Raw genomic sequence first — 24,028 nt, 5'->3', positions numbered from 1 at the left:
AGGGACGAGGCTCGGCTGATGGCATTACCACTCACTCACAAACGCATCTTGATCGTTGAGGACGAACAGGTTTTTCGTTCCGTGCTGGTCGGTTATTTGACCTCGCTGGGCGCTGAAACCGGCGAGGCGACCAACGGTTTGCAGGCGCTGAGTGCCGTCGATGACTTCAAGCCCGATCTGATTCTGTGCGATCTCGCGATGCCGGAAATGGGCGGTATCGAATTCGTTGAGCACCTGCGTTTGCAGGGGGGGCAGATCCCGGTGCTGGTGATCTCGGCCACCGACAAGATGGCCGACATTGCCAAGGTGTTGCGCTTGGGCGTACAGGATGTCCTGCTGAAGCCCCTGACCGATCTCAATCGCCTGCGTGAAGCGGTGCTGGCGTGTTTATACCCCAATATGTTCACCTCTCAGGCGATTGAAGAAGTTGAGCTGTTTCAGGATTGGGATGCGCTGAGCAAAAACCCTTCAGAAGCCGTCAAACTGCTTAAACAACTGCAACCGCCGGTACAGCAGACCATTGCACATTGCCGGATCAACTATCGGCAGTTAACCACGGGCGAAAATCCCGGCCTGGTGCTGGATATTGCCGCGTTGTCAGAAAAAGACCTGGCATTCTACTGCCTGGACGTCACGCGCGCCGGCGATAATGGCGTATTGGCGGCATTGCTGTTGCGCGCATTATTTAATGGGTTGCTGCAAGACCATCTGGCTAATCAACAACATCGTCTGCCGCAAATGTCAGCATTGTTAAAGCAGGTTAATCAATTATTGCGGCAGGGGAAATTAGATGGCCAATTCCCACTGTTGCTGGGATATTATCACGCCGAAAATAAGAACCTGATTCTGGTCTCCGCCGGGCTGCATGCCAACGTCAATACCGGGGATAATCAAATTCAGCTGAGCAACGGCGTACCGCTGGGGACGCTGGGGGCGACCTACATGAACCAGATCAGTCAACGTTGCACCGCCTGGCAATGTCAGGTGTGGGGCAGCGGGGGCCGATTGCGGCTGATGCTGAGCGCTGAATAACGGGCCCCGAGCGGCGAGATCTTAAGCTATTCACTTATCGGCAATTAAACCGTTTATTTATTCTCCCGATTATCAGAACGGGTAATAGTCCTAAATGTTTTCTATTTGTGTTCTGGCTAATGCTCGGCACGCATAAGCTGGTATACTCCGAAGGTTTTTTTATATCGAGCCCAAGCTCATAAAATGAGCGCTTTAGCTTTAAGAGAGGAAATAATGCCTGCTGTAAATCGCAAAGTCAGAAAAGCCGTGATCCCGGTTGCAGGCTTGGGTACGCGGATGTTACCGGCCACCAAAGCCATTCCAAAAGAAATGCTGCCGCTGGTTGATAAACCGCTGATCCAATACGTCGTCAATGAGTGCATTGCGGCAGGGATTAACGAGATTGTGCTGGTCACTCACTCCTCCAAAAACTCGATCGAAAACCACTTTGATACCAGTTTCGAACTGGAAGCGATGCTGGAAAAACGCGTCAAGCGCCAATTGCTGGATGAAGTACAGTCGATCTGCCCGAAAGGCGTTACCGTGATGCAAGTCCGCCAGGGGAATGCTAAAGGCCTGGGACACGCTATCATGTGCGCCTACCCGATGGTGGGCGATGAGCCGGTCGCCGTGGTGTTGCCGGACGTGATCCTCGACGAATATAGCGCCGATCCGAAAAAAGACAACCTGCACGACATGCTGCAGCGCTTCGAAGCCACCGGCGTCAGCCAGATCATGGTTGAACCCGTGCCGCACAAGGATGTCGGAAACTACGGCGTAGCCGACTGCAAGGGCGTCGATCTGCAACCTGGTGAAAGCGCGCCGATGGTCAGCGTGGTCGAGAAGCCGTCGCCGGATAAAGCGCCTTCCAACCTGGCGATTGTCGGTCGTTACGTGCTGTCCGCCGATATTTGGCCGCTGTTGGCGAAAACGCCTCCAGGCGCCGGCGACGAAATTCAGCTGACTGACAGCATCGAAATGTTGATGCAGCAGGAAACGGTGGAAGCGTATCACCTGAAAGGCGTGAGCCATGATTGTGGCAATAAACTGGGTTACATGCAGGCATTTGTGGAATACGGCATGCGCCATGCCAGCCTCGGTAAAGAATTTTCTCAGTGGCTGCAACAGGTTGTTGCCGCTGACAAGAAATAATTGAGTGATCTTTCGTCTTAATTTGAAAAACTAGGATTTTCACATGAAAGTAACAGTTTTTGGTATTGGTTATGTGGGTCTGGTGCAGGCCGCCGTGCTGGCTGAAGTTGGCCATGACGTTATGTGCATTGACGTCGATGAGCGAAAAGTCGAAAACCTGAAAAAAGGAAATATCCCGATTTTTGAACCGGGCCTGACGCCGCTGGTGCAGCAAAACTATGAGGCCGGCCGTCTGCATTTCACTACCGATGCCAAAGCGGGCGTGGCGCACGGGAATATCCAGTTCATCGCCGTCGGTACGCCGCCGGATGAAGACGGTTCCGCTGACCTGAAATATGTCACTGCGGTTGCGCGCACCATCGCCGAGCACATGACCGATCGTAAAGTGGTGATCGACAAGTCCACCGTTCCGGTCGGCACGGCGGACAAAGTGCGTCAGGTGATGGCGGAAACGCTGGCGAAACGCGGCAGCAGTGTGCCGTTCGACGTGGTGTCTAACCCGGAATTCCTGAAGGAAGGTGCGGCGGTAGCAGACTGTATGCGCCCTGAGCGCATCGTTATCGGTACCGATAATAAAGATGTGATCGAACCTATTCGCGAACTGTACGAGCCGTTTAACCGCAATCACGATCGTATGATCATGATGGATATCCGTAGCGCAGAGCTGACCAAGTATGCCGCTAACTGCATGCTGGCGACCAAGATCAGCTTTATGAACGAAATGTCCAACCTGGCGGAAATGCTGGGGGCGGACATTGAGAAAGTGCGTCAGGGCATCGGTTCCGACTCACGCATCGGTTATCACTTCATCTACCCTGGCTGCGGCTACGGTGGTTCTTGCTTCCCGAAAGATGTCCAGGCGTTGATCCGCACGGCGGAGCAGATCGGTTACCAACCGAAGCTGCTGCAGGCGGTTGAGCAGGTCAACTACCAACAGAAAGACAAGCTGAACAGCTTTATCAAAGACTACTTCGGCAGCGATCTGAAGGGCAAAACCTTCGCGCTGTGGGGCCTGGCGTTCAAGCCGAATACCGATGACATGCGTGAAGCGTCCAGCCGCGTGCTGATGGAACAGCTATGGGCTGCCGGCGCCACCGTTCAAGCCTACGATCCGGAAGCGATGAACGAAGTCCAACGCATCTATGGCCAGCGTGACGACTTAAAGCTGATGGGTACCAAAGAGGCTGCGCTGCACGGCGCCGATGCTCTGGTGATCTGCACCGAATGGCAGAATTTCCGCGCACCGGACTTCGACGTGATCAAAAGTGAACTGAAACAGCCGGTGATCTTCGATGGACGTAACCTGTACGATCCGGAGCGTTTGGAGAATCGCGGCTTTACCTACTACGCGATTGGCCGCGGCGCCTCGATTAAACCGGTTATTTAAGGAGTGGGCATGAAATTCCTGGTTACAGGCGCCGCAGGATTTATTGGCTATCACGTTGCAGAGCGTTTGTTGACCGCCGGTCATCAGGTTGTCGGCATTGATAACCTGAACGACTATTATGACGTGGGCCTGAAAACGGCCCGTCTGGACAGACTGGCGGATAAGCCGGGATTCCGCTTTATCAAGCTGGATTTGGCCGATCGTGAAGGGATGGCGGCACTGTTCGCCGAGCATCAGTTCCAACGAGTCATTCATTTGGGGGCTCAAGCCGGCGTACGTTATTCGCTGGTCAATCCGTTGGCTTATGCGGATGCTAACCTGATCGGCCATTTAAACGTTCTGGAAGGCTGCCGTCATAATAAAGTCGAGCATTTGCTCTACGCCTCTTCCAGTTCAGTATATGGCCTGAATCGCAAGCTGCCGTTTGCGACCGAAGATTCGGTTGATCATCCGGTGTCATTGTATGCGGCAACGAAAAAGGCCAATGAGCTGATGGCACACAGCTACTCCCATTTATACGGTCTCCCGACGACGGGGCTGCGATTCTTTACCGTATATGGCCCTTGGGGGCGTCCGGATATGGCGCTGTTCAAATTCACCAAGGCCATATTGGCGGGGGAGAGCATCGATGTATATAACCACGGTGAAATGCACCGTGACTTTACTTACATTGATGATATCGCTGAGGCGATTGTACGGCTGCAGGCGGTTATTCCGCAGGCGGATCCGTCATGGACCGTTGAACAGGGATCGCCGGCGACCAGTTCCGCACCGTATCATGTTTATAATATCGGCAATAACACGCCTGTTAAACTGATGGAATATATCCGTGCGTTGGAGCAGGCATTGGGGGTGACCGCCCGTAAGAATATGCTGCCGATGCAGCCTGGCGACGTGATGGATACCAGCGCAGATACGGAAGAGCTTTATCGTGACATTGGTTTTAAACCGGAAACCAGCGTTGAAGAGGGCGTGAAGCGCTTCGTTGACTGGTATAAGGCATTCTACCAGGTTCAATAATTGAACGTGGGTAAATGCGATAAAGGGGGCCTTAGGGGCCCTTTTTTTTCACTGAAATTTCATGATCGAAGGAAAAGCGAATTAGGATATTTACTAAAAGGATAGGGGGGTACAGAACGATAAGCTTTAAAATGAAAAGGCCCCCCGCAGGGAGCCTTTCTGATACGGACTGAATCGCTATTACAGCAGGAAATCGTCCAGAGATTTACCTTGCTCTTCGATAGCTTTCTTAATCACCGCAGGAGTACGGCCTTGGCCGGTCCAGGTTTTCAGCTCGCCGTTTTCGTCTTTATATTGGTATTTAGCAGGACGTGCTGCACGTTTTGCTTTACCGGCAGCCTTGTTGGCAGCCATGGTTTGCAGCAGTTCATTCGGGTCGATACCGTCAGCAATCAGCATTTCGCGGTATTGCTGCAGCTTACGAGTGCGTTCTTCGATTTCTGCTTGAGCCTGGCTGTCTTCTTCGCGACGTTCGTTCACAACAACTTCCAGTTTCTCGAGCATTTCTTCCAGCGTTTCCAGAGTGCATTCTCTTGCCTGGGCGCGCAGGGTGCGGATGTTGTTCAAAATCTTTAATGCTTCGCTCATTGTCCTAGTCTCAAATTATATTGGTGGGGGGCGTCTCGATAATAATAGAGTGCTCTTTTCTTTTCTGCAATAGCCAAATTGACTTGAATACTCAAATTTACCTTTAAAGAAACCGTTAATCGGATCAGTCCGACAAATAATAGGAAGGTCTGTTAACTATTACCTTCATCGAGCTTAAGTCAAAATTTCAGCAGACAGGCTTTAAAGGGCGCGTGTCGCAAGGCTTTCATCGATAAGTTATCGCCGTAATTTATATCAATATTACAATGGGTTCTGTGGGCTTAATCACGCCATGGCAAGGCAGACATTGTAAACAATAGGGGTATATAGGTAAAGATTGCGTCAGGTAACGTCGGGGCATCGGCGAAGGCGATTAAATGCCCGTTATTGGCCTCACGTATAATAGACAGGCGTTCCGCCGCAGCTACGGCGCCTGCGGAGGGGAAAGGGCAGCTATGCATTAATGGGCAAATGCCCGGGGCTAACCATTAGCAAGAATTAATAGTGATGACAGGCATACATTATCCTGTAAATAGCTGTAAAAAGAACATGCCGACAGAACGATATGTTTCGCTTGAAAGCGCATTATTACGGCGAACGCAATATTCGTTCGCTTTGGGCTGAGCCGGGGGGCGGGTTATGGTACACTCACCGTCCTAATCAACATTTGAATATTTCTTATACCATCGGAGTGGCGGGGCCATGGCTCAACTTTATTTTTATTACTCTGCGATGAATGCCGGCAAGTCTACCGCGCTGCTACAGTCTTCATATAACTATCAAGAGCGTGGTATGCGCACGCTGGTGTTCACCGCGGAGATCGATCACCGCTATGGTGTAGGCAAAGTCAGCTCGCGCATCGGGTTATCTTCGCAGGCCCAGCTCTATAACAACGACTCAATGCTCTTCGCCATGATTCAGCAAGAGCATCAGCAGCAGCAGGTGCATTGTGTGCTGCTCGATGAAAGCCAGTTCCTGACCAAAGCGCAGGTTGAGCAATTGTGCGATGTGGTGGACCAACTGGACATTCCCGTATTGTGTTACGGCCTGCGCACCGATTTTCTCGGTGAGTTGTTTACCGGTAGCCAATATTTGCTGGCCTGGGCCGATAAGCTGGTGGAATTGAAAACCATCTGTCACTGCGGGCGCAAAGCCAATATGGTGCTGCGACTGGACGAGAATGGCAAAGCGATGCATGCCGGCGAACAGGTGGTGATAGGCGGTAACGAGAGCTATGTCTCCGTCTGCCGCAAGCATTATAAAGAGGCGATTCACTCCCTGGATTAGGAGTGAAAACGCCGTCAGAGCCCGCTGAAGCGTTTTGGCGGCGTGAGTCGAAATGCAGCGCCTCAGGCGCAATAAAAAACCCGCCGTTGGCGGGTTTTTTTATCGGTTCACGGAACCGTTATTTCTTGGGCTTCTTTACCGCGGTTTTGGCGGCAGCCGGAGCGGCCGCTTCCTCTTCTACCGCTTCGCTGAATTCGCGGCCGTAGAAGGTATCCAGCATGATTTGCTTCAGCTCGGCAATCAGCGGATAGCGTGGGTTGGCGCCGGTACATTGGTCGTCGAATGCGTCTTCCGACAGCTTGTCGACTTTCGCCAGGAAGTCCGCTTCCTGCACACCCGCCTCACGGATGGAGGTTGGGATGCCCAACTCGGTTTTCAGCTCGTCCAGCCAGGCCAGCAGTTTCTCAATCTTCTGCGCAGTGCGGTCGCCCGGTGCGCTCAGGCCGAGGTGGTCGGCGATTTCAGCGTAGCGGCGGCGCGCCTGAGGGCGGTCGTACTGGCTGAAGGCCGTCTGCTTGGTCGGGTTGTCGTTCGCGTTGTAGCGAATGACGTTGGAAATCAGCATCGCGTTGGCCAGGCCGTGCGGAATGTGGAACTCCGAACCCAGCTTGTGCGCCATGGAGTGACAGACCCCGAGGAAGGCGTTGGCGAAGGCGATACCGGCGATGGTGGCGGCGTTGTGCACGCGTTCACGGGCAACCGGATTTTTCGCGCCTTCTTTATAGCTGGCCGGCAGATACTCTTTCAACAGTTTCAGCGCTTGCAACGCCTGGCCGTCGGAGTATTCGTTCGCCAGCACTGAAACGTAGGCTTCCAGCGCGTGGGTGACCGCATCCAGACCGCCGAAGGCGCACAGGGATTTCGGCATGTTCATCACCAGGTTGGCATCGACAATTGCCATGTCCGGGGTCAGCGCATAGTCGGCCAACGGGTATTTCTGTCCGGTGGTGTCGTCGGTTACGACGGCAAACGGCGTGACTTCCGAACCGGTGCCTGACGTGGTAGTGATGGCGATCATTTTCGCTTTCACGCCCATTTTCGGGAACTTGTAGATACGCTTACGGATGTCCATGAAGCGCAGCGCCAGATCCTCGAAGTGGGTTTCAGGGTGTTCGTACAGCACCCACATGATTTTCGCGGCGTCCATCGGCGAACCGCCGCCCAGCGCGATGATGACGTCCGGTTTGAAGGAGTTCATCTGCTCTGCGCCTTTGCGCACGATGCTCAGCGTCGGATCGGCTTCCACTTCGAAGAACACTTCGGTTTCGATGCCGTGAGACTTCAGAACTTTGGTGATCTGGTCGGCATAGCCGTTGTTGAACAGGAAGCGGTCGGTCACGATGAAGGCGCGTTTTGCCCCGTCGGTCGCCACTTCTTCCAGCGCGATAGGCAGCGAGCCCCGGCGGAAGTAGATCGATTTCGGAAGTTTATGCCACAACATGTTTTCTGCTCGCTTCGCTACAGTTTTCTTGTTGATCAGGTGTTTAGGTCCGACGTTCTCAGAGATGGAGTTACCACCCCAGGAGCCGCAACCCAGCGTCAGCGAAGGCGCGAGTTTGAAGTTATACAGGTCGCCGATACCGCCCTGAGAAGCCGGGGTGTTGATCAGGATACGAGCCGTTTTCATTTTATCGCCGAAGTAGGCGATGCGAGCCGTTTGGTTATCCTGGTCGGTGTACAGGCAGGAGGTGTGGCCGATACCGCCCATGGCGACCAGTTTTTCAGCTTTGGCGACGGCGTCTTCGAAGTCTTTGGCCCGGTACATCGCCAGGGTAGGCGACAGTTTTTCATGGGCGAAAGGCTCGGACTCGTCGACCAGCTTCACTTCGCCGATCAGCACTTTGGTGTTGGCCGGCACTTTGATGCCTGCCATCTCGGCGATTTTCGGTGCGGATTGCCCCACGATGGCCGCGTTCAGACCGCCGTTTTTCAGGATGATGTCCTGAACCGCTTTCAGTTCTTTACCCTGCAGCAGATAGCCGCCGTGGGAAGCGAAGCGTTCGCGTACCGCATCATAAATAGAGTCGACGACGATAACCGACTGTTCGGAAGCGCAGATAACGCCGCTGTCGAAGGTTTTGGACATCAGGATAGAGGCGACCACGCGCTTGATGTCTGCGGTTTCGTCTACCACGACCGGGGTATTACCGGCGCCGACGCCGATGGCAGGCTTGCCGGAGCTGTAGGCTGCCTTCACCATGCCCGGGCCACCGGTGGCCAGGATCAGGTTGATGTCCGGGTGGTGCATCAGCTGGTTGGACAGCTCGACGGTCGGTTGGTCGATCCAACCGATGATGTCTTTTGGCGCGCCGGCGGCGATAGCGGCTTGCAGCACGATATCGGCGGCTTTATTGGTGGCATTCTTCGCACGCGGGTGCGGCGAGAAGATGATGCCGTTACGGGTTTTCAGGCTGATCAGCGCTTTGAAGATCGCGGTAGAAGTTGGGTTGGTGGTAGGAACGATACCGCAAATCAAGCCGATAGGTTCGGCGATGGTGATGGTACCGAAGGTGTCATCTTCAGACAGGATGCCACAGGTTTTTTCGTCTTTATAGGCGTTGTAGATGTACTCGGAAGCGAAGTGGTTTTTGATCACTTTGTCTTCGACGATACCCATTCCGGATTCTTCCACGGCCATTTTGGCCAACGGGATACGGGCATCAGCAGCGGCGAGGGCGGCAGCGCGGAAGATTTTATCCACTTGCTCTTGAGTGAAGTTGGCATATTCGCGCTGGGCTTTTTTGACACGTGCGACAAGCTCGTTCAGTTCAGCGACATTCGTTACAGCCATAATGCTCTCCTGATAATGTTAAACTCTTTCAGTAAATAAGCCGTGCGAGCCACTAGTATAGCCATAACGGGAATAAACGGTGATGAGAATACCGGGGCTTTCCCACGTTATTTCTTCGCATGCTGCTGATTTGCTTAAAGAGCTTTACCCTACGCTAGCCGGAGGGGCAGACCGTGAGGAGAACGGAATCGGCGATGTGGCCACCCACTTTGTTCTACTCCCTGCCTACGACTAAGAGCTTACTCACTGTTGGGTAGTTGATTTGTGATCTAAATCATGAAAACTGCAAGCTGACACCTTTCAGCTTGCTGGTATTGGGAATCATTCTTGATAACTGTGAGCAATGACTCTTTTTTCAACATAAAAAATCAAAAGGCCATACATCACTTTAACAAAGGACATTTGTTTCGCTGCATAACTTGCTGACAGTCAAAAATGCTGCTCTGGCCGGATGGATTACCCGCGGCAATTCCATTACATTAGCGCGCATAGGCAGCACACCTTTTTATAGTACTTAACGCGGAGCCATCTGTGGGCCAATCTCTGTTGGATCTTTCCGGCTTTATCAAGTTCTTCGTCGGTCTGTTTGCACTGGTCAACCCGGTGGGCATTTTGCCGGTGTTCATCAGCATGACCAGTTACCAGGCGGAAGCGGGGCGCAATAAAACCAACCTGACCGCCAACCTGTCGGTCGCCATCATTCTGTGGACCTCGCTGTTCCTGGGGGAAGGGATCCTGCGGATGTTCGGCATCTCTATCGATTCGTTCCGCATCGCCGGCGGTATTCTGGTGGTGACCATCGCCATGTCGATGATCAGCGGCAAGCTGGGGGAAGACAAACAGAACAAACAGGAGAAGTCGGAGAGCGCGATCCGCGAAAGCATCGGCGTGGTGCCGTTAGCGCTGCCGCTGATGGCGGGGCCCGGGGCGATCAGTTCCACTATCGTGTGGAGCTCCCGTTATCACAACTGGCAAAGCCTGCTCGGTTTTACGGTCGCTATCGCCTTGTTCGCCTTTTGCTGCTGGCTGTTGTTCCGTGCCGCGCCGCTGTTGGTGCGTTTGCTGGGGCAGACCGGCATCAACGTGATCACCCGTATCATGGGGCTGCTGCTGATGGCGCTCGGCATCGAGTTTATCGTTACCGGCATTAAGGCGATATTCCCCGGCCTGTTGTAATACACCTTGTTTAGCCGCGCACCTTTCGCGTTAGCGCGGCTAAAATTAATTTTAAAGTTTAAATTATTTATTGGCTCGCATTATTATAGTGCACAGGATGAATAAAATTTATGCGGTTGCACTCTTATGTTGCATAAATCTCATGTTGTTGCTCAAAAAAAACGCTAAGCGTTATTTCAATCACTTTTCCTCCCCCATTTCTGCCCATTTCGCCCCCGCTAAACGGTCACGCTGTTGTTAAATTAGTCACATCATTCTGTGGGGCTTGTCTCACTTTCATCCAGGTGTTATTAGTGATTAACCGCACATAGGCAGGTGTTTGTTCTTTGAATGGTTGGATTGTTAACTGAATGTTTCTTTTTGCGGCGATGAGATCGTGCTGATGGTTTCGATTGAAATGAATTTGGTTTTTTTGTCTTTAAAATCATACTGATGATCTCGATTTTTCCTGCCTTCTATCCTGGAGGCCGGATTGGGCTTCGTGCGATAAAAGAGAATTGCTTAACATTTTCGTAAAATTTATTGGCTATGGAATTTGGCTTCTGCTAATTTCCGAGCAACTTTCCCGTGGTCAATTAACTGAAATGCGCCACAAAAACGGGAATGATTTTTGCTGGTATCCGTTTATTTAGAATTCTTATAAACACTTCACAAACTTCGATAAGCGATGCTTGTCGGTGAAAAGGAGCCTCGATTATGCAGCAAACCCTGAAGCGTACTTCTTTGACCTTGTTGATTAGCGGCGCGCTGGGCGCCGGCGCCGTAAATAGCAGTTTGGCGGCAGAGGTTCCGGCCGGCGTCCAATTGGCGCAGCAGCAGAATATTGTGATCAACAACGGTAGCGAAGTGGCTTCATTGGATCCGCATAAGGTCGAGGGCGTACCGGAAAGCAATATCATTCTTAACCTGCTGGAAGGGCTGGTGAGCACCGATGCCAACGGGCATGTGGTGCCGGCGGCGGCGACAAGCTGGGAAAACCAGAATTATCAGCAGTGGACCTTCCACCTGCGCCCCGGCGCGGTGTGGAGCGACGGCAGCCCGGTGACCGCGCAAGACTTCGTCTACAGCTGGCAGCGTCTGGCCGATCCGAAAATCGCTTCGCCCTATGCCAGCTACCTGCAATACACCAAAGTCGAGAATATCGACGACATCCTGACCGGCAAGAAGAGCCCGCAGACCCTCGGCGTTAAGGCGCTGGACGACCAGACGCTGCAGGTGACCCTGAGCGAACCGGTGCCGTATTTCATCAGCATGCTGAGCCACACGTCGCTCAAACCGGTGAAACGTACGGTGGTGGAGAAATTCGGCGATAAATGGACGCTGCCCGCCAACTATGTCGGCAACGGCGCTTACCGCCTGAAAGCGTGGGTGGTGAACGAGCGCATTGTGCTGGAGCGCAGCCCAAGCTACTGGAACAACAAGCAAACGGTGATCAATCAGGCGACCTTCCTGCCGATTACCTCGGAAGTCAGCGACGTCAACCGCTTCCGCAGCGGCGAGATCGACATCACCAACAGCGCCATTCCGCCGTACCTGTACGTCAAGATGAAACGCGAAATGCCCGAGCAGCTGCACGTTAACCCTTATCTGTGCACCTTCTATTACGAGCTCAATAACAAGCGGGCGCCGTTCACCGATCCGCGCGTGCGTACGGCGGTGAAGATGACGCTGGATCGCGACATTATCGCCAACAAGATCATGGGCCAGGGGCAAATCCCGGCCTACAGCTTCACGCCAACCTTCACGGAAGGCGCCAGCTTCACTCAGCCTGCGTGGGCCGGCTGGAGTCAGGAGCAACGCAACGCCGAAGCCAGGAAACTGCTGGTGGAAGCGGGCTACAGCGACGCCAAGCCGCTGAAGTTCTCGCTGCTGTACAACACCTCCGATCAAAACAAACAGCAGGCGATCGCTGCCGCGTCGATGTGGAAAAAGAATCTGGGCGCCGAGGTCACGCTGCGCAACCAGGAATGGAAAACTTCGCTGGAGAGTCGCCATCAGGGGCAATACGACGTGGCGCGTGCCACCTGGTGCGGGGATTACAACGAACCCAGCGCGTTCCTGAACCTGGTCCTGTCCAACAGCAGCATCAATACCGTGTTCTACAAGAGCCCGGCGTTCGACGCCATCATGGCCGCCACGCTGAAGGCGCCGGATGAGGCCGCGCGCGCCGCGCTCTATCAGCAGGCGGAAGCGCAGCTGGACAAAGACTCCGCGTTGGTCCCCGTTTATTACCGCGTCAGCGCGCGTTTGATCAAGCCGACGGTGGGTGGGTTCACCGGCAAAGATCCGCTGGACTATACCGACGTTAAAAATCTTTACATTATCAAGCAGTAAAGGGATATTCCTCACGCCGAGGCGCTGGGGAATATAGGGAAGGCCGGCCGCCGCATTCGTTCCGCGGCGGCGGGAAAACAGAGTCCGCTTACGGGCAACGCAGGTTCCACGAAGAGCCTGTGATAATAAAAAACTGGAGTCGATAAGTATGACCAACATCACGAAGAAAACGCTCATTGCCGCCGGCGTCATCGCCGCGCTGGGTATCACAGCAACCACCAGCGCTTTCGCCGCTGACGTCCCGGCGGGCGTGCAGCTGGCCGACAAGCAAGAAATCGTCAAAAACAACGGTTCCGAAGTGCAGTCGCTGGATCCGCACAAGATCGAGGGCGTGCCGGAAAACAACGTCACGCGCGACCTGATGGAAGGCCTGGCGAACAACAGCCCGAACGGTTCCATCGTGCCGGGCGTCGCGGAAAGCTGGGATAACAAGGATTTCAAAGTCTGGACCTTCCACCTGCGTAAAGACGCAAAATGGTCCAATGGCAAGCCGGTGACGGCGCAAGATTTCGTCTACAGCTGGCAGCGCGTGGTGGATCCGAAAACCGCATCGCCTTACGCCAGCTACCTGCAGTACGCCCATGTGGAAAACGTTGATGACATCATCGCCGGTAAAAAAGACAAGTCGACGCTGGGCGTGAAGGCCATCGACGACCACACCTTCCAGGTGACCCTGAGCGAGCCGGTGCCTTATCTGGTTGAAATGACCCCGCACTACGCCATGAAGCCGGTTTACAAAGACGCGGTAGAGAAGTTTGGCGAGAAGTGGACGCTGCCGGCCAACTACGTCAGCAACGGCGCTTACAAACTGAAAGACTGGATTGTCAACGAACGCATCGTACTGGAACGCAACCCGGAATATTGGGATAACGCCAAAACCATCATCAATAAAGTGACGTTCCTGCCTATTTCGTCGGAAGTGACCGACGTTAACCGCTACCGCACCGGTGAAATCGACATGACCTACAACAACATGCCGATCGAACTGTTCCAGAAGCTGAAGAAAGAGATCCCGAAAGAGGTGCATGTCGATCCTTACCTGTGCACCTATTACTACGAAATCAACAACCAGAAGGCACCGTTCACCGATGCGCGCGTGCGTGAAGCGCTGAAGCTGGGCATGGACCGCGACATCATCGTCAACAAGGTGAAAAACCAGGGCGACCTGCCGGCCTACAGCTTTACGCCACCATACACCGACGGTGCCAAGCTGACCGCACCGGAGTGGTTCGGCTGGACGCAGGAAAAACGCAACGAAGTGGCGAAGAAACTGCTGGCCGACGCCGGCTACGGCCCGGGCAAACCGCTGACCTTCTCCCTGTTGTACAACACCTCCGATCTGCACAAGAAGCTGGCGATCGCCGCCGCCTCCATCTGGAAGAAAAACCTGGGCGTGGACGTGAAGCTGGTGAACCAGGAGTGGAAAACCTTCCTGGATACCCGTCATCAGGGCACCTATGACGTGGCGCGCGCCGGTTGGTGTGCCGACTACAACGAGCCGAGCTCGTTCTTGAACATGATGCTGTCCGACAGCAGCAGTAACACCCCGCACTACAAGAGCGCCGAGTTCGACAAGCTGATGGCCAACGTGTTGACCGCGAAGACCAAAGACGAGCGCGCCGAGCTGTATCAGAAAGCGGAAGTTCAGCTGGATAAAGATTCCGCCATCGTTCCGCTGTATTACTATGTGAACGCCCGTTTGGTGAAACCTTACGTCGGGGGTTACACCGGCAAAGACCCGCTTGATAACGTGTACGACAAAAACCTGTACATCATCAAGCATTGATACGGTAAGAGCCGGCGGCGCAGGCCGCCGGCCCATGTTGAGAATAATAAGCCGTCATCAGGCTGTCGCACAGGGTTAGGGCAATGCTTAAATTTATACTTCGTCGCTTGTTGGAAGCGATCCCGACACTATTTATCCTTATCACCATCTCATTCTTCATGATGCGCCTGGCACCCGGCAGTCCATTTACCGGGGAACGCGCATTGCCGCCGGAAGTTATGGCGAACATCGAAGCCAAATATCATTTGAACGACCCGATCTGGAAACAGTACGGTCATTATCTGGCGCAGCTTGCGCAGGGAGACTTCGGCCCGTCCTTTAAATACAAGGACTATTCGGTGAACGATCTGGTTGCCAGCTCTTTCCCGGTGTCCGCCAAACTCGGCCTGGCCGCGTTTCTGCTGGCGGTGGTGCTGGGGGTGAGCGCAGGCGTTATCGCCGCGCTGAATCAGAACACCAAATGGGACTACACGGTGATGGGGTTCGCCATGACCGGGGTGGTGATACCCAGTTTCGTGGTGGCGCCGCTGCTGGTGCTGATCTTCGCCATCACGCTGAAATGGCTGCCGGGGGGGGCTGGAACGGCGGCGCGCCTAAATTCATCATCCTGCCGATGGTGGCGTTGTCGCTGGCCTATATCGCCAGCATCGCCCGTATCACGCGTGGCTCGATGATTGAAGTGCTGCACTCCAACTTCATCCGTACCGCGCGCGCCAAAGGCTTGCCGATGCGTCGCATCATTTTCCGCCACGCGCTGAAGCCGGCGCTGTTGCCGGTGCTGTCCTACATGGGGCCGGCGTTCGTCGGTATCATCACCGGATCGATGGTGATCGAAACCATCTACGGTCTGCCGGGGATCGGCCAGCTGTTCGTTAACGGCGCGCTGAACCGCGACTACTCCCTGGTGCTGAGCCTGACCATTCTGGTGGGCGCCCTGACCATTCTGTTCAACGCGATCGTCGATGTGCTGTATGCGGTCATCGATCCGAAAATCCGTTATTAATCTGGAGCACGCGAATGATGTTGACTAAAAAGAACAGCGAAGCTCTGGAACACTTCAGCGAGAAGCTGGAAGTGGAAGGGCGCAGCCTGTGGCAAGACGCGCGCCGGCGCTTTATGCACAACCGTGCGGCGGTCAGCAGCCTGTTCATTCTGGTGTTGATCACGCTGTTTGTGGTGCTGGCGCCGATGCTGTCGCAGTTTGCCTACGACGATACCGATTGGGCGATGATGTCCGCCGCGCCAAGCGTGGAATCGGGGCACTATTTCGGCACTGACTCCTCCGGGCGCGATCTGCTGGTGCGCGTGGCGATCGGCGGGCGTATCTCGCTGATGGTCGGCGTGGCGGCGGCACTGGTGGCGGTGGTGGTCGGCACGCTGTACGGCGCAATGTCCGGCTATCTGGGCGGCAAGGTCGACTCGGTGATGATGCGCCTGCTGGAGATCCTCAACTCCTTCCCGTTCATGTTCTTCGTGATCCTGCTGGTGACCTTCTTCGGCCAGAACATCCTGTTGATCTTCGTGGCGATCGGCATGGTGTCGTGGCTGGATATGGCGCGTATCGTGCGCGGCCAAACCCTCGGCCTGAAGCGTAAGGAATTCATCGAAGCGGCGCTGGTGTGCGGCGTTTCCACGCGCAATATCGTGCTGCGCCATATCGTGCCGAACGTGCTCGGCGTGGTGGTGGTGTATGCGTCGCTGCTGGTGCCGAGCATGATCCTGTTCGAATCCTTCCTCAGTTTCCTGGGGCTGGGCACGCAGGAGCCGCTCAGCAGCTGGGGCGCATTGCTCAGCGACGGCGCCAACTCAATGGAGGTTTCACCGTGGTTGCTGCTGTTCCCGGCGGGTTTCCTGGTTGTCACTCTGTTCTGTTTCAACTTTATCGGCGATGGCCTGCGTGACGCCCTCGACCCGAAAGATCGTTAAGGAGTGCAATCATGAGCACCATTGAACATCCTCAACTGCAAACCGGCGCCGGGGTCAAAACGTCGCCGCTGCTGGACGTGAAAGACCTGCGCGTCACGTTTTCCACGCCGGACGGCGACGTGACGGCGGTGAACGATCTGAACTTCGACCTGCGGGCCGGAGAAACGCTGGGCATCGTCGGTGAGTCCGGTTCCGGTAAATCGCAGACCGCGTTCGCTCTGATGGGCCTGCTGGCCAGCAATGGCCGCATCGGCGGCTCGGCCAAATTCAACGGCCGTGAAATCCTCAACCTGCCGGAAAATCAGCTCAACAAGCTGCGGGCCGAAGAGATCTCGATGATCTTCCAGGACCCGATGACCTCGCTCAACCCTTATATGCGCGTTGGCGAACAGCTGATGGAAGTGCTGATGCTGCATAAGAAAATGAGCAAAAGCGAAGCCTTTGAAGAGTCGGTACGCATGCTCGACGCGGTGAAAATGCCGGAAGCGCGCAAGCGCATGCGTATGTATCCGCATGAGTTTTCCGGCGGCATGCGCCAGCGCGTGATGATCGCCATGGCGCTGCTGTGTCGGCCGAAGCTGCTGATCGCCGACGAACCGACCACCGCGCTGGATGTGACCGTCCAGGCGCAGATCATGACGCTGCTCAACGAGCTGAAGCGCGAGTTCAACACCGCCATCATCATGATCACCCATGACCTGGGCGTGGTGGCCGGCATCTGCAACAAGGTGCTGGTGATGTACGCCGGGCGCACCATGGAATACGGCAGTGCGCGCGAGGTGTTCTACCAGCCGAGCCACCCGTACTCTATCGGTCTGTTGAACGCGGTGCCGCGTCTCGACGCCGAAGGCGAAGCGTTGCTGACCATTCCCGGCAACCCGCCGAACCTGCTGCGGTTGCCTAAAGGCTGCCCGTTCCAGCCGCGCTGTCCGTACGCCATGGAGCAGTGCGCGAGCGCTCCGCCGTTGGAGCAATTTGGGGAAGGGCGCCTGCGCGCCTGCTTTAAACCGGTGGAGGCGTTGGTATGACAGCGGTAACCGACAAGAAAGTGCTGCTCGAAGTGGCCGATCTGAAAGTGCACTTCGACATTCATGACGACAAACAGTGGTTCTGGCAGCCGCCGAAAACCCTGAAAGCGGTCGATGGCGTCACGCTGCGGCTGTTCGAGGGGGAAACCCTGGGCGTGGTCGGCGAATCCGGTTGCGGTAAATCCACCTTCGCGCGCGCCATCATCGGCCTGGTGAAAGCCACCAGCGGGCGCGTTGCCTGGCTGGGGAAAGATCTGCTGGGCATGAGCGATGCCGACTGGCGCAAAACCCGCAGCGATATCCAGATGATCTTCCAGGATCCGCTGGCGTCGCTCAACCCGCGCATGACCATCGGCGAGATCATCGCCGAGCCGCTGCGCACCTACTACCCAAAAATGCCGCGTCAGGAAGTGAAGGACAAGGTCAAGGCGATGATGCTGAAGGTCGGCCTGCTGCCTAACCTGATCAACCGCTACCCGCACGAGTTCTCCGGCGGCCAGTGCCAGCGTATCGGCATCGCGCGCGCGCTGATCCTCGAGCCGAAGCTGGTGATCTGCGACGAACCGGTCTCCGCGCTGGACGTGTCGATTCAGGCGCAGGTGGTGAACCTGTTGCAGCAGCTGCAGCGCGAGATGGGGCTGTCATTAATCTTTATCGCCCACGATTTGGCGGTGGTGAAGCACATTTCCGATCGCGTGCTGGTGATGTACCTAGGCCATGCGGTGGAGCTGGGCACCTATGACGAGGTGTACCACAACCCGCAGCACCCTTACACCAAAGCGCTGATGTCGGCGGTGCCGATCCCGGATCCGGACAAGGAGAAGGAGAAGCAGATCCAGCTGTTGGAAGGGGAGCTGCCTTCGCCGATCAACCCGCCGACCGGCTGCGTGTTCCGCACCCGCTGCCCGATCGCCGGGCCGGAGTGCGCCAAGACGCGTCCGCTGCTGGAGGGCAGTTTCCGCCACGCGGTGTCCTGCCTGAAGGTCGATCCGCTGTAATGTGCTGCTAGTCGGCAACAAAAAGCCCCGCTGAATGAGCGGGGCTTTTTTTACCGATGCGCTAACGGCGAATCACTCTTTCCACAGAATGTGGCACAGCTTGTGGTCTTTCTCGCGGCAGATCAGCACGCGGGCGAACACGTCGTTGATCGGCTCGCCGTCGCTGTCCGCCAGACCGATCACCACCTCGGCGAAGAAGTCCGGGTTCAGGTCGTAATCCACGTGCTCGCTCCAGTCTTCGGACGGATCGTACAGTTCGGCGCCGCCGCGCTCTTCAAACTGCAGGTTGAACAGCAGAATATCCGCCGGATCCAGATTGTCGCCGGCCAATTCGAGGAAGATGTCGTAGGCCTGTTCCAGCGTTTCGTCTTCGGTAAGGCGGTTATTCAAATCCATAAAAAAATCCTGATAACAAATGATTTGGCGCTATTAAAGCACGCTCGCCGCGGCTTTTACAGCAGCGGGCTGAAAAAGTAGAACAGGCGCTCGACCAGACGATGCCAGAACGGCCGCTTCAGCCACTCTTTGGCGTTCAGCAGCTGGGAACGGGCGATGTAATCCTCCTGCACGCAGGCCAAATCGCTGCCGAAGCCGTCATCGTCGATCACCAGCGTGATTTCGAAATTCAGCCACAGGCTGCGCATGTCCAGATTGACGGTGCCGACCAGGCTGAGCTGGCCGTCCACCAGCACGCTCTTGGTATGCAGCAGGCCGCCTTCGAACTGATAGATCTTAACCCCGGCCTCCAGCAGCTCGGAGAAGAACGCGCGGCTGGCCCAGCGCACCATCATCGAATCGTTGTCGCGCGGCACGATGATGCTGACCTCGACGCCGCGCAGGGCGGCGGTGCAAATGGCGTGCAGCAGATCGTCGCTCGGCACGAAGTACGGCGTGGTCATGATCAGCTGCTCGCGGGCGGAATAGACCGCGGTCAGCAGCGCCTGGTGGATCATCTCCTCGGGGAAGCCGGGGCCAGAGGCGATCACCTGAATGGTATGGCCGCTTTCCTGCTCGAACGGCATGATGTTGACGTCCGGCGGCGGTGGCAGAATGCGCTTGCCGGTTTCAATCTCCCAGTCGCAGGCATAGACGATGCCCATGGTGGTGGCCACCGGGCCTTCCATGCGCGCCATGAGATCGATCCATTGGCCGACGCCCGCATCCTGCTTGAAGTAACGCGGATCGACCATGTTCATGCTGCCGGTATAGGCGATGTAGTTGTCGATCAGCACCACCTTGCGGTGCTGACGCAGGTCCATGCGGCGCAAGAACACGCGTAGCAGGTTGACCTTCAGCGCTTCGACCACTTCGATACCGGCGTTGCGCATCATCGCCGGGTAGGGGCTGCGGAAAAATTGCAGGCTGCCGGCGGAGTCGAGCATCAGGCGGCAGTGTACGCCGCGTCGGGCGGCGGCCATCAGCGATTCGGCCACTTGATCGACCAGGCCGCCGGGCTGCCAGATATAGAACACCATTTCGATGTTGTGGCGCGCCAGCTCGATGTCGCGGATCAGCGCTTTCAGCGTGTCGTCGGTGGTGGTGAGCAGCTGCAGCTGGTTGCCCTTGACGCCGTCGATGCCCTGGCGGCGGTTGCACAGCTGGAACAGCGGTTCGGCGACCTCGCTGTACTCGGTGGCGAAGATGCGGCGGCTCTCTTTCAGCTCCTTCAGCCAGCGGGCGGTTGACGGCCACATGGCCTTGGCGCGCTCGGCCCGGCGCTTGCCCAGATGCAGCTCGCCGAACGATAAATAGGCCACGATGCCGAACAGCGGCAGAATGTAGATAACCAGCAGCCAGGCCATGGCAGAGGGAACCGCACGGCGTTTCATCAAAATGCGCATCGTCACGCCGGCGATCAGCAGCCAGTAGCCGAACACCATGAGCCAACTGATTACGGTATAAAATGTTGTCATAAAGGCGAAAAATCCCGTTCGCAAACCACCAATGATGAGTGTACGCACAGATCGGTCAAGGCGAAACCTTTTATCGGCGCTTATGTTACATAAATATGATGAAGTTAAGGCACTTGCTGAAAATGAAAGGGCGGCTTTTGCCCGCGTGGCACCCGCTGTGCCGCCGATAACTGCGGCTTGGATCACGGACGGAAAGGGCTATAATGCCCGCGGTTGGCATTAGACGAACAAGTGACGGAATTATGAGACGCAGTAGAAATGAAGTGGGCCGCTGGCGCATGTTGCGGCAGAGTCAACGCCGCCGGCATCGCTGGCTGGAACGCCAGTCGTGCAGCAATCGCCATATTATCCGGGTGCGGCGCCGCCTGGACGATCAGCATCGGCGCGCGCTGCTGTTTGCGGTATCCTGCGAGTGGTAAAACGAAAACAGTCCCGTGAGGGACTGTTTTGTTATGGCGCCTGGGTTATTTGCCCAGATAGGCGTTGAGCATCCAGACCTGTTTTTCCTGCTCTTTGATGTAATCGCTCATCAGCGACGCGGTGCCTTCGTCACCGGCGTCTGCCGCTACCGTCAGCAGTTCACGCTGCTGCTGCAGCAAGACTGAATACCCGTCCAACAGGCCGCGCAGCGTGCCTTTATCATCGGTCACGTTGGTGTGTTCCTTGATGTCGGCGGTTTTCAGATAGTCGCTGAAAGCGTGACGCGGCTGCGAGCCCAGCGTCAGAATACGTTCCGCCAGCTCATCCACCTTGGTCAGCAGATCGTTATATGTCTCTTCGAATTTCGCGTGCAGTTCAAAGAACTGCGGGCCGGTAATATTCCAGTGATAGCCGCGCACGTTCATATACAATACCTGATAGTTCGCCAACAGCGCGTTCAGCGCCTCGGCGAGTTTTGCCGATTGTTTACTGTCGAGGCCGATATGGGTTTTCGCTGCTTTCTTTGCCGTTGCCATAATAATCTTCTCCTGATTATTTGTTCCGATAGTAGACAGAATCAATTTCCATAGCTGTTACAGTAACCGGATTTATCGCAGGGTTAAACACGATAACAGGCATTATTGCCATCGCTAAAACCGATGACGATAAATCCGTCGAGCAAATTGCCGAATCAGTTTACGCAGGATCCGCAGGCGAAAAAAGCCGCTTTTATCGGTTACTTGCGCAGCGCCAGTTTCACCGCGCCGGCGCCCAGCGCCATTAGCAGCGCGGCGGCGATCAGCACCGTAATAAACGCGCGATCAAAGGCCAAGCGCGCCAGCTGCGTCAGCTGCTGCGCGCGATCGGCCGCCAGCCCGGCCGCCAGCCGCAGGGCTTCGTCGATGCTGTCGTAGGCCAAATCGCTGACCGGCAGCTCCGCCGGCAGCGCCAGGCTGTGGCTGTAAACCGCCGTCATCAATCCGCCGAGCAGCGTCACGCCCAGCACGCCACCCAGTTCGTAGGAGACGTCTTCGATGGACGCCGCCATGCCGGACTTCTCCTCCGGCGCGTTCAGCATGATGGCGGTGGAAGCGGCGGTGATCACGCCGCCGAGGCCAAAGCCCACCAGCGCCAGGCTGACCAATTGCGGCGCCATGCCGCTCTGGTACCACACGGCAAGACCGGTGATGCCGAGGGTAGTCAGGACAAAGCCGCCGAGGATGATGCTGCGTTCGCCGTAGCGCGGCAACAGCAGGCCGGCTACGGGCCCCGCCAGCGCCGAGGCCAGCGGGATCGGCAAAATAAACAGCGCCGCCTGCAGCGGGCTGAGGCCGAGCACCAGCTGTAGGCGTTGGCTGAGCACCAGCTCGACGCCGATCAGCGCCACCATCGACAGCAGGGCCACGCCGATGCCGCCTGCGAACAGCCGGTTGCGGAACAGGGAGAAATCGATCATCGGGTGGGCGCTGCGCTGCTGACGACGCACGAACAGCACCAGGAACAACACGCCGATCAGGGCCGCCACAAGCAAGGCGCTCACATCAGGCGTCGGCTTGCTCAGCTCCTTCAGCGCATAGATAGCGCCGACCAGACCCATCATGATCTGCACCGAACCGACGATGTCCGAAGGGCGCGGGTTATCGCCACCGCAGCGCGGGATCAGTTTCCACGCCAGCGGCCAGACCAGCAGTACGACCGGCACATTGATCAGGAACACCGACCCCCACCAGAAATACTCCAGCAGCAGGCCGCCGACCACCGGGCCGATGGCCGCGCCGCCGGAGGCCACCGAGGCCCAGATGCCGATCGCCAGCGCGCGTTCGCGTTCGTCGGTAAAGACGTGGCGCACGATGGACAGCGTCGCGGGCATCATCATTGCCGCGCCAACGGCGAGGAACACGCGGGCGGCGATCAGCCACTCGGCGGTGGGCGAGAACGCGGCGCACAGCGACGCGACGGCAAACACCGGCAGTCCGGCGAGAAACAGCCGCTTATGGCCGATGCGGTCGCTCAGCATGCCGGCGCCGGGCAGCAGGCCGGCCACCACCAGCGGGTAGGCGTTGACGATCCAGAGTTTTTGCGAGGCGCTGGCATCCAGCGCCTGGGTTAAGCGCGGCAGGGCGGTATATAACACCGTCATATCGATGACGATCAGGAAAAGGGCGCTGGCGACCATCGTCAGGATCAACCAGCGGTTCTTGGCGTACATAATTCATATCCAGTTAACGTGGGCGGCGCGGAGGCGCCGCCATTGGGGTAACCCACCGGCGATGCCGGGTGGTATACTGATGATAATATATATCCATACGTTCGTATTGAAAAGAAGGGTTTCTTAATGGGACGTCAACGCAGCATCGATCGCGACAAGGTTTTGGACACCGCCGAAGAGATCGTCGCCACCCAGGGTGCCGCCGGCTTGACCATCGACGCCGTCGCCAAAGCGATGGGGATCTCCAAGGGCGGGGTGCAGTATTGTTTCGGCAGCAAAGACGCCCTTATCGATGCCATGTTCGATCGCTGGGGCAGTGCCTACGAGACGTTGTTCACGGCGATCGCCGGCGACGAGCCTTCGCCGCAGACCGCCGTGCGGGCGCATATGCTGGCCACCCACAGTTCGGATCAGACTTCCAGCGCCAAGGCCGCCGGGTTGATGGCAACGCTGATTCAAACGCCGGAGCATCTGGCGAGCACGCGCGAATGGTATCGCAGCCGCATCGCCGGTTTGGATTTGACGACCGAAGAAGGCAAGCGCGCGCGCCTGGCGTTTCTCGCCACCGAAGGCGCCTTTATGCTGCGTTACTTTGGTTTGATGGATATCGACCAGGCGGAATGGGAAACGATGTTCGCCGATATGCAGGCATTGATATTGACGGGCGGCGACAAGTAAACGCAGGGACAAGCGGCAGGAAGCAGCCTGCCGCGGGCTAAGCCTGATTATTTATAGGCTATCGCATTGATGGTTTCGAAGGTGGTTTTCCCCTCGCGACCGATAATGACGTAATACTTACCGCCTTTTTCATCTACCGCTTTCGACAGACGCGCATGGTCGATCCCCACGGTGTCGTCGCCGTCTTGTGAAATGGTCACCGGACCGATCTCGGTATGTTTCGCTGCCTCTTCCCGCGTGATTTCAATTGCCGCCAGGGAAGAGAATGAGGTGAACGCCAGCAGTGCCAAGAGATATTTAGTTGCCTTCATAATTATTCCTTTT

General features: G+C 56.2%; 20 protein-coding genes and 1 pseudogene. 14 read left to right on the top strand and 7 right to left on the bottom strand.

Annotated elements, in window-relative coordinates; all coding sequences use genetic code 11:
• Positions 1 to 18 precede the first annotated feature (18 nt).
• From rssB to C3F38_RS15995, 4 genes are all read left to right on the top strand, one after another.
• Positions 19 to 1,032, top strand: coding sequence for a two-component system response regulator RssB (rssB, locus tag C3F38_RS16010; RefSeq protein WP_038877239.1), 1,014 nt, complete (start codon positions 19 to 21; stop codon positions 1,030 to 1,032).
• 213 nt (positions 1,033 to 1,245) lie between these two features.
• The gene (gene galU, locus C3F38_RS16005; protein ID WP_055312650.1) at positions 1,246 to 2,163 is read left to right on the top strand and encodes a UTP--glucose-1-phosphate uridylyltransferase GalU; all 918 of its coding nucleotides are present in this window, start codon (positions 1,246 to 1,248) and stop codon (positions 2,161 to 2,163) included.
• A gap of 43 nt (positions 2,164 to 2,206) precedes the next feature.
• On the top strand, positions 2,207 to 3,550 hold the full coding sequence (locus C3F38_RS16000) for a UDP-glucose/GDP-mannose dehydrogenase family protein (protein ID WP_038877243.1): 1,344 nt from the start codon (positions 2,207 to 2,209) through the stop codon (positions 3,548 to 3,550).
• Between the two features lie 9 nt (positions 3,551 to 3,559).
• On the top strand, positions 3,560 to 4,570 hold the full coding sequence (locus tag C3F38_RS15995; RefSeq protein WP_038877245.1) for an NAD-dependent epimerase: 1,011 nt from the start codon (positions 3,560 to 3,562) through the stop codon (positions 4,568 to 4,570).
• A 180-nt stretch (positions 4,571 to 4,750) separates the two neighbouring features.
• Here C3F38_RS15995 and hns read toward each other — a convergent pair whose 3' ends face one another.
• Complete coding sequence (hns, locus tag C3F38_RS15990) at positions 4,751 to 5,158, bottom strand: histone-like nucleoid-structuring protein H-NS (RefSeq protein WP_004932170.1); 408 nt, start codon at positions 5,156 to 5,158, stop codon at positions 4,751 to 4,753.
• A 702-nt stretch (positions 5,159 to 5,860) separates the two neighbouring features.
• On the opposite strand from hns, the gene C3F38_RS15985 reads away from it, so the two are divergent.
• Entirely contained in the window at positions 5,861 to 6,445 is a 585-nt protein-coding gene (locus C3F38_RS15985) for a thymidine kinase (RefSeq protein ID WP_038877247.1), read from the top strand.
• A gap of 118 nt (positions 6,446 to 6,563) precedes the next feature.
• On the opposite strand, the gene adhE is transcribed toward C3F38_RS15985, so the two are convergent.
• Positions 6,564 to 9,236 (bottom strand): bifunctional acetaldehyde-CoA/alcohol dehydrogenase, encoded by a 2,673-nt coding sequence (gene adhE, locus C3F38_RS15980; protein WP_038877249.1) that lies wholly within the window; start codon positions 9,234 to 9,236, stop codon positions 6,564 to 6,566.
• A gap of 531 nt (positions 9,237 to 9,767) precedes the next feature.
• Here adhE and C3F38_RS15975 point away from each other — a divergent pair.
• The 7 genes and pseudogenes from C3F38_RS15975 to oppF all read left to right on the top strand — a co-directional run bounded on the left by C3F38_RS15975 (position 9,768) and on the right by oppF (position 18,484).
• The gene (locus tag C3F38_RS15975) at positions 9,768 to 10,412 is read left to right on the top strand and encodes a YchE family NAAT transporter (protein WP_015378089.1); all 645 of its coding nucleotides are present in this window, start codon (positions 9,768 to 9,770) and stop codon (positions 10,410 to 10,412) included.
• Between the two features lie 696 nt (positions 10,413 to 11,108).
• Positions 11,109 to 12,746: an ABC transporter substrate-binding protein gene (locus tag C3F38_RS15970; RefSeq protein WP_047730555.1), complete on the top strand. Its 1,638-nt coding sequence runs from the start codon at positions 11,109 to 11,111 to the stop codon at positions 12,744 to 12,746.
• A 148-nt stretch (positions 12,747 to 12,894) separates the two neighbouring features.
• Positions 12,895 to 14,532 (top strand): oligopeptide ABC transporter substrate-binding protein OppA, encoded by a 1,638-nt coding sequence (gene oppA, locus C3F38_RS15965; RefSeq protein ID WP_038877252.1) that lies wholly within the window; start codon positions 12,895 to 12,897, stop codon positions 14,530 to 14,532.
• 83 nt (positions 14,533 to 14,615) lie between these two features.
• Positions 14,616 to 15,535, top strand: a pseudogene (gene oppB, locus C3F38_RS15960) (oligopeptide ABC transporter permease OppB).
• A gap of 14 nt (positions 15,536 to 15,549) precedes the next feature.
• The gene (gene oppC / locus C3F38_RS15955) at positions 15,550 to 16,458 is read left to right on the top strand and encodes an oligopeptide ABC transporter permease OppC (RefSeq protein WP_038877253.1); all 909 of its coding nucleotides are present in this window, start codon (positions 15,550 to 15,552) and stop codon (positions 16,456 to 16,458) included.
• Between the two features lie 11 nt (positions 16,459 to 16,469).
• Positions 16,470 to 17,486, top strand: coding sequence for an ABC transporter ATP-binding protein (locus C3F38_RS15950; protein ID WP_033634782.1), 1,017 nt, complete (start codon positions 16,470 to 16,472; stop codon positions 17,484 to 17,486).
• A complete protein-coding gene (gene oppF, locus C3F38_RS15945; RefSeq protein WP_025303071.1) occupies positions 17,483 to 18,484 on the top strand; it encodes a murein tripeptide/oligopeptide ABC transporter ATP binding protein OppF in 1,002 nt (333 codons plus the stop codon). The genes C3F38_RS15950 and oppF overlap by 4 nt, the downstream gene beginning before the upstream one ends.
• 72 nt (positions 18,485 to 18,556) lie before the next feature.
• On the opposite strand, the gene C3F38_RS15940 is transcribed toward oppF, so the two are convergent.
• Together C3F38_RS15940 and cls are read right to left on the bottom strand one after the other, a co-directional pair.
• A complete protein-coding gene (locus C3F38_RS15940) occupies positions 18,557 to 18,880 on the bottom strand; it encodes an HI1450 family dsDNA-mimic protein (protein ID WP_004932139.1) in 324 nt (107 codons plus the stop codon).
• Between the two features lie 56 nt (positions 18,881 to 18,936).
• Entirely contained in the window at positions 18,937 to 20,397 is a 1,461-nt protein-coding gene (cls, locus tag C3F38_RS15935; RefSeq protein WP_038877257.1) for a cardiolipin synthase, read from the bottom strand.
• 242 nt (positions 20,398 to 20,639) lie between these two features.
• Here cls and C3F38_RS15930 point away from each other — a divergent pair, with 242 nt between their 5' ends.
• The gene (locus C3F38_RS15930) at positions 20,640 to 20,816 is read left to right on the top strand and encodes a YciY family protein (RefSeq protein WP_025159792.1); all 177 of its coding nucleotides are present in this window, start codon (positions 20,640 to 20,642) and stop codon (positions 20,814 to 20,816) included.
• 45 nt (positions 20,817 to 20,861) lie between these two features.
• Here C3F38_RS15930 and C3F38_RS15925 read toward each other — a convergent pair whose 3' ends face one another.
• Together C3F38_RS15925 and smfY are read right to left on the bottom strand one after the other, a co-directional pair.
• Complete coding sequence (locus tag C3F38_RS15925) at positions 20,862 to 21,353, bottom strand: Dps family protein (RefSeq protein WP_038877260.1); 492 nt, start codon at positions 21,351 to 21,353, stop codon at positions 20,862 to 20,864.
• A gap of 200 nt (positions 21,354 to 21,553) precedes the next feature.
• On the bottom strand, positions 21,554 to 23,026 hold the full coding sequence (gene smfY / locus C3F38_RS15920; protein WP_047730558.1) for a multidrug efflux MFS transporter SmfY: 1,473 nt from the start codon (positions 23,024 to 23,026) through the stop codon (positions 21,554 to 21,556).
• A 126-nt stretch (positions 23,027 to 23,152) separates the two neighbouring features.
• On the opposite strand from smfY, the gene C3F38_RS15915 reads away from it, so the two are divergent.
• The gene (locus tag C3F38_RS15915; RefSeq protein ID WP_038877264.1) at positions 23,153 to 23,704 is read left to right on the top strand and encodes a TetR/AcrR family transcriptional regulator; all 552 of its coding nucleotides are present in this window, start codon (positions 23,153 to 23,155) and stop codon (positions 23,702 to 23,704) included.
• A gap of 47 nt (positions 23,705 to 23,751) precedes the next feature.
• On the opposite strand, the gene C3F38_RS15910 is transcribed toward C3F38_RS15915, so the two are convergent.
• Positions 23,752 to 24,015 (bottom strand): hypothetical protein, encoded by a 264-nt coding sequence (locus tag C3F38_RS15910; protein WP_019452732.1) that lies wholly within the window; start codon positions 24,013 to 24,015, stop codon positions 23,752 to 23,754.
• Positions 24,016 to 24,028: the final 13 nt, after the last annotated feature.

It is taken from the genome of Serratia sp. SSNIH1, from assembly GCF_002935055.1.
Lineage (GTDB): Bacteria > Pseudomonadota > Gammaproteobacteria > Enterobacterales > Enterobacteriaceae > Serratia > Serratia nevei.
Note: the sequence above shows the minus strand (reverse complement) of the source record. Positions and strands in the feature narration are given on the sequence as shown.

Excerpts from the sequence above, each read along its gene's own strand:
- rssB (WP_038877239.1), top strand. The coding sequence starts at position 19 with ATGGCATTACCACTCACTCACAAACGCATCTTGATCGTTGAGGACGAA.
- galU (WP_055312650.1), top strand. The coding sequence starts at position 1,246 with ATGCCTGCTGTAAATCGCAAAGTCAGAAAAGCCGTGATCCCGGTTGCA.
- C3F38_RS16000 (WP_038877243.1), top strand. The coding sequence starts at position 2,207 with ATGAAAGTAACAGTTTTTGGTATTGGTTATGTGGGTCTGGTGCAGGCC.
- C3F38_RS15995 (WP_038877245.1), top strand. The coding sequence starts at position 3,560 with ATGAAATTCCTGGTTACAGGCGCCGCAGGATTTATTGGCTATCACGTT.
- hns (WP_004932170.1), bottom strand. The coding sequence starts at position 5,158 with ATGAGCGAAGCATTAAAGATTTTGAACAACATCCGCACCCTGCGCGCC.
- C3F38_RS15985 (WP_038877247.1), top strand. The coding sequence starts at position 5,861 with ATGGCTCAACTTTATTTTTATTACTCTGCGATGAATGCCGGCAAGTCT.
- adhE (WP_038877249.1), bottom strand. The coding sequence starts at position 9,236 with ATGGCTGTAACGAATGTCGCTGAACTGAACGAGCTTGTCGCACGTGTC.
- C3F38_RS15970 (WP_047730555.1), top strand. The coding sequence starts at position 11,109 with ATGCAGCAAACCCTGAAGCGTACTTCTTTGACCTTGTTGATTAGCGGC.
- oppA (WP_038877252.1), top strand. The coding sequence starts at position 12,895 with ATGACCAACATCACGAAGAAAACGCTCATTGCCGCCGGCGTCATCGCC.
- oppC (WP_038877253.1), top strand. The coding sequence starts at position 15,550 with ATGATGTTGACTAAAAAGAACAGCGAAGCTCTGGAACACTTCAGCGAG.
- C3F38_RS15950 (WP_033634782.1), top strand. The coding sequence starts at position 16,470 with ATGAGCACCATTGAACATCCTCAACTGCAAACCGGCGCCGGGGTCAAA.
- oppF (WP_025303071.1), top strand. The coding sequence starts at position 17,483 with ATGACAGCGGTAACCGACAAGAAAGTGCTGCTCGAAGTGGCCGATCTG.
- C3F38_RS15940 (WP_004932139.1), bottom strand. The coding sequence starts at position 18,880 with ATGGATTTGAATAACCGCCTTACCGAAGACGAAACGCTGGAACAGGCC.
- cls (WP_038877257.1), bottom strand. The coding sequence starts at position 20,397 with ATGACAACATTTTATACCGTAATCAGTTGGCTCATGGTGTTCGGCTAC.
- C3F38_RS15930 (WP_025159792.1), top strand. The coding sequence starts at position 20,640 with ATGAGACGCAGTAGAAATGAAGTGGGCCGCTGGCGCATGTTGCGGCAG.
- C3F38_RS15925 (WP_038877260.1), bottom strand. The coding sequence starts at position 21,353 with ATGGCAACGGCAAAGAAAGCAGCGAAAACCCATATCGGCCTCGACAGT.
- smfY (WP_047730558.1), bottom strand. The coding sequence starts at position 23,026 with ATGTACGCCAAGAACCGCTGGTTGATCCTGACGATGGTCGCCAGCGCC.
- C3F38_RS15915 (WP_038877264.1), top strand. The coding sequence starts at position 23,153 with ATGGGACGTCAACGCAGCATCGATCGCGACAAGGTTTTGGACACCGCC.
- C3F38_RS15910 (WP_019452732.1), bottom strand. The coding sequence starts at position 24,015 with ATGAAGGCAACTAAATATCTCTTGGCACTGCTGGCGTTCACCTCATTC.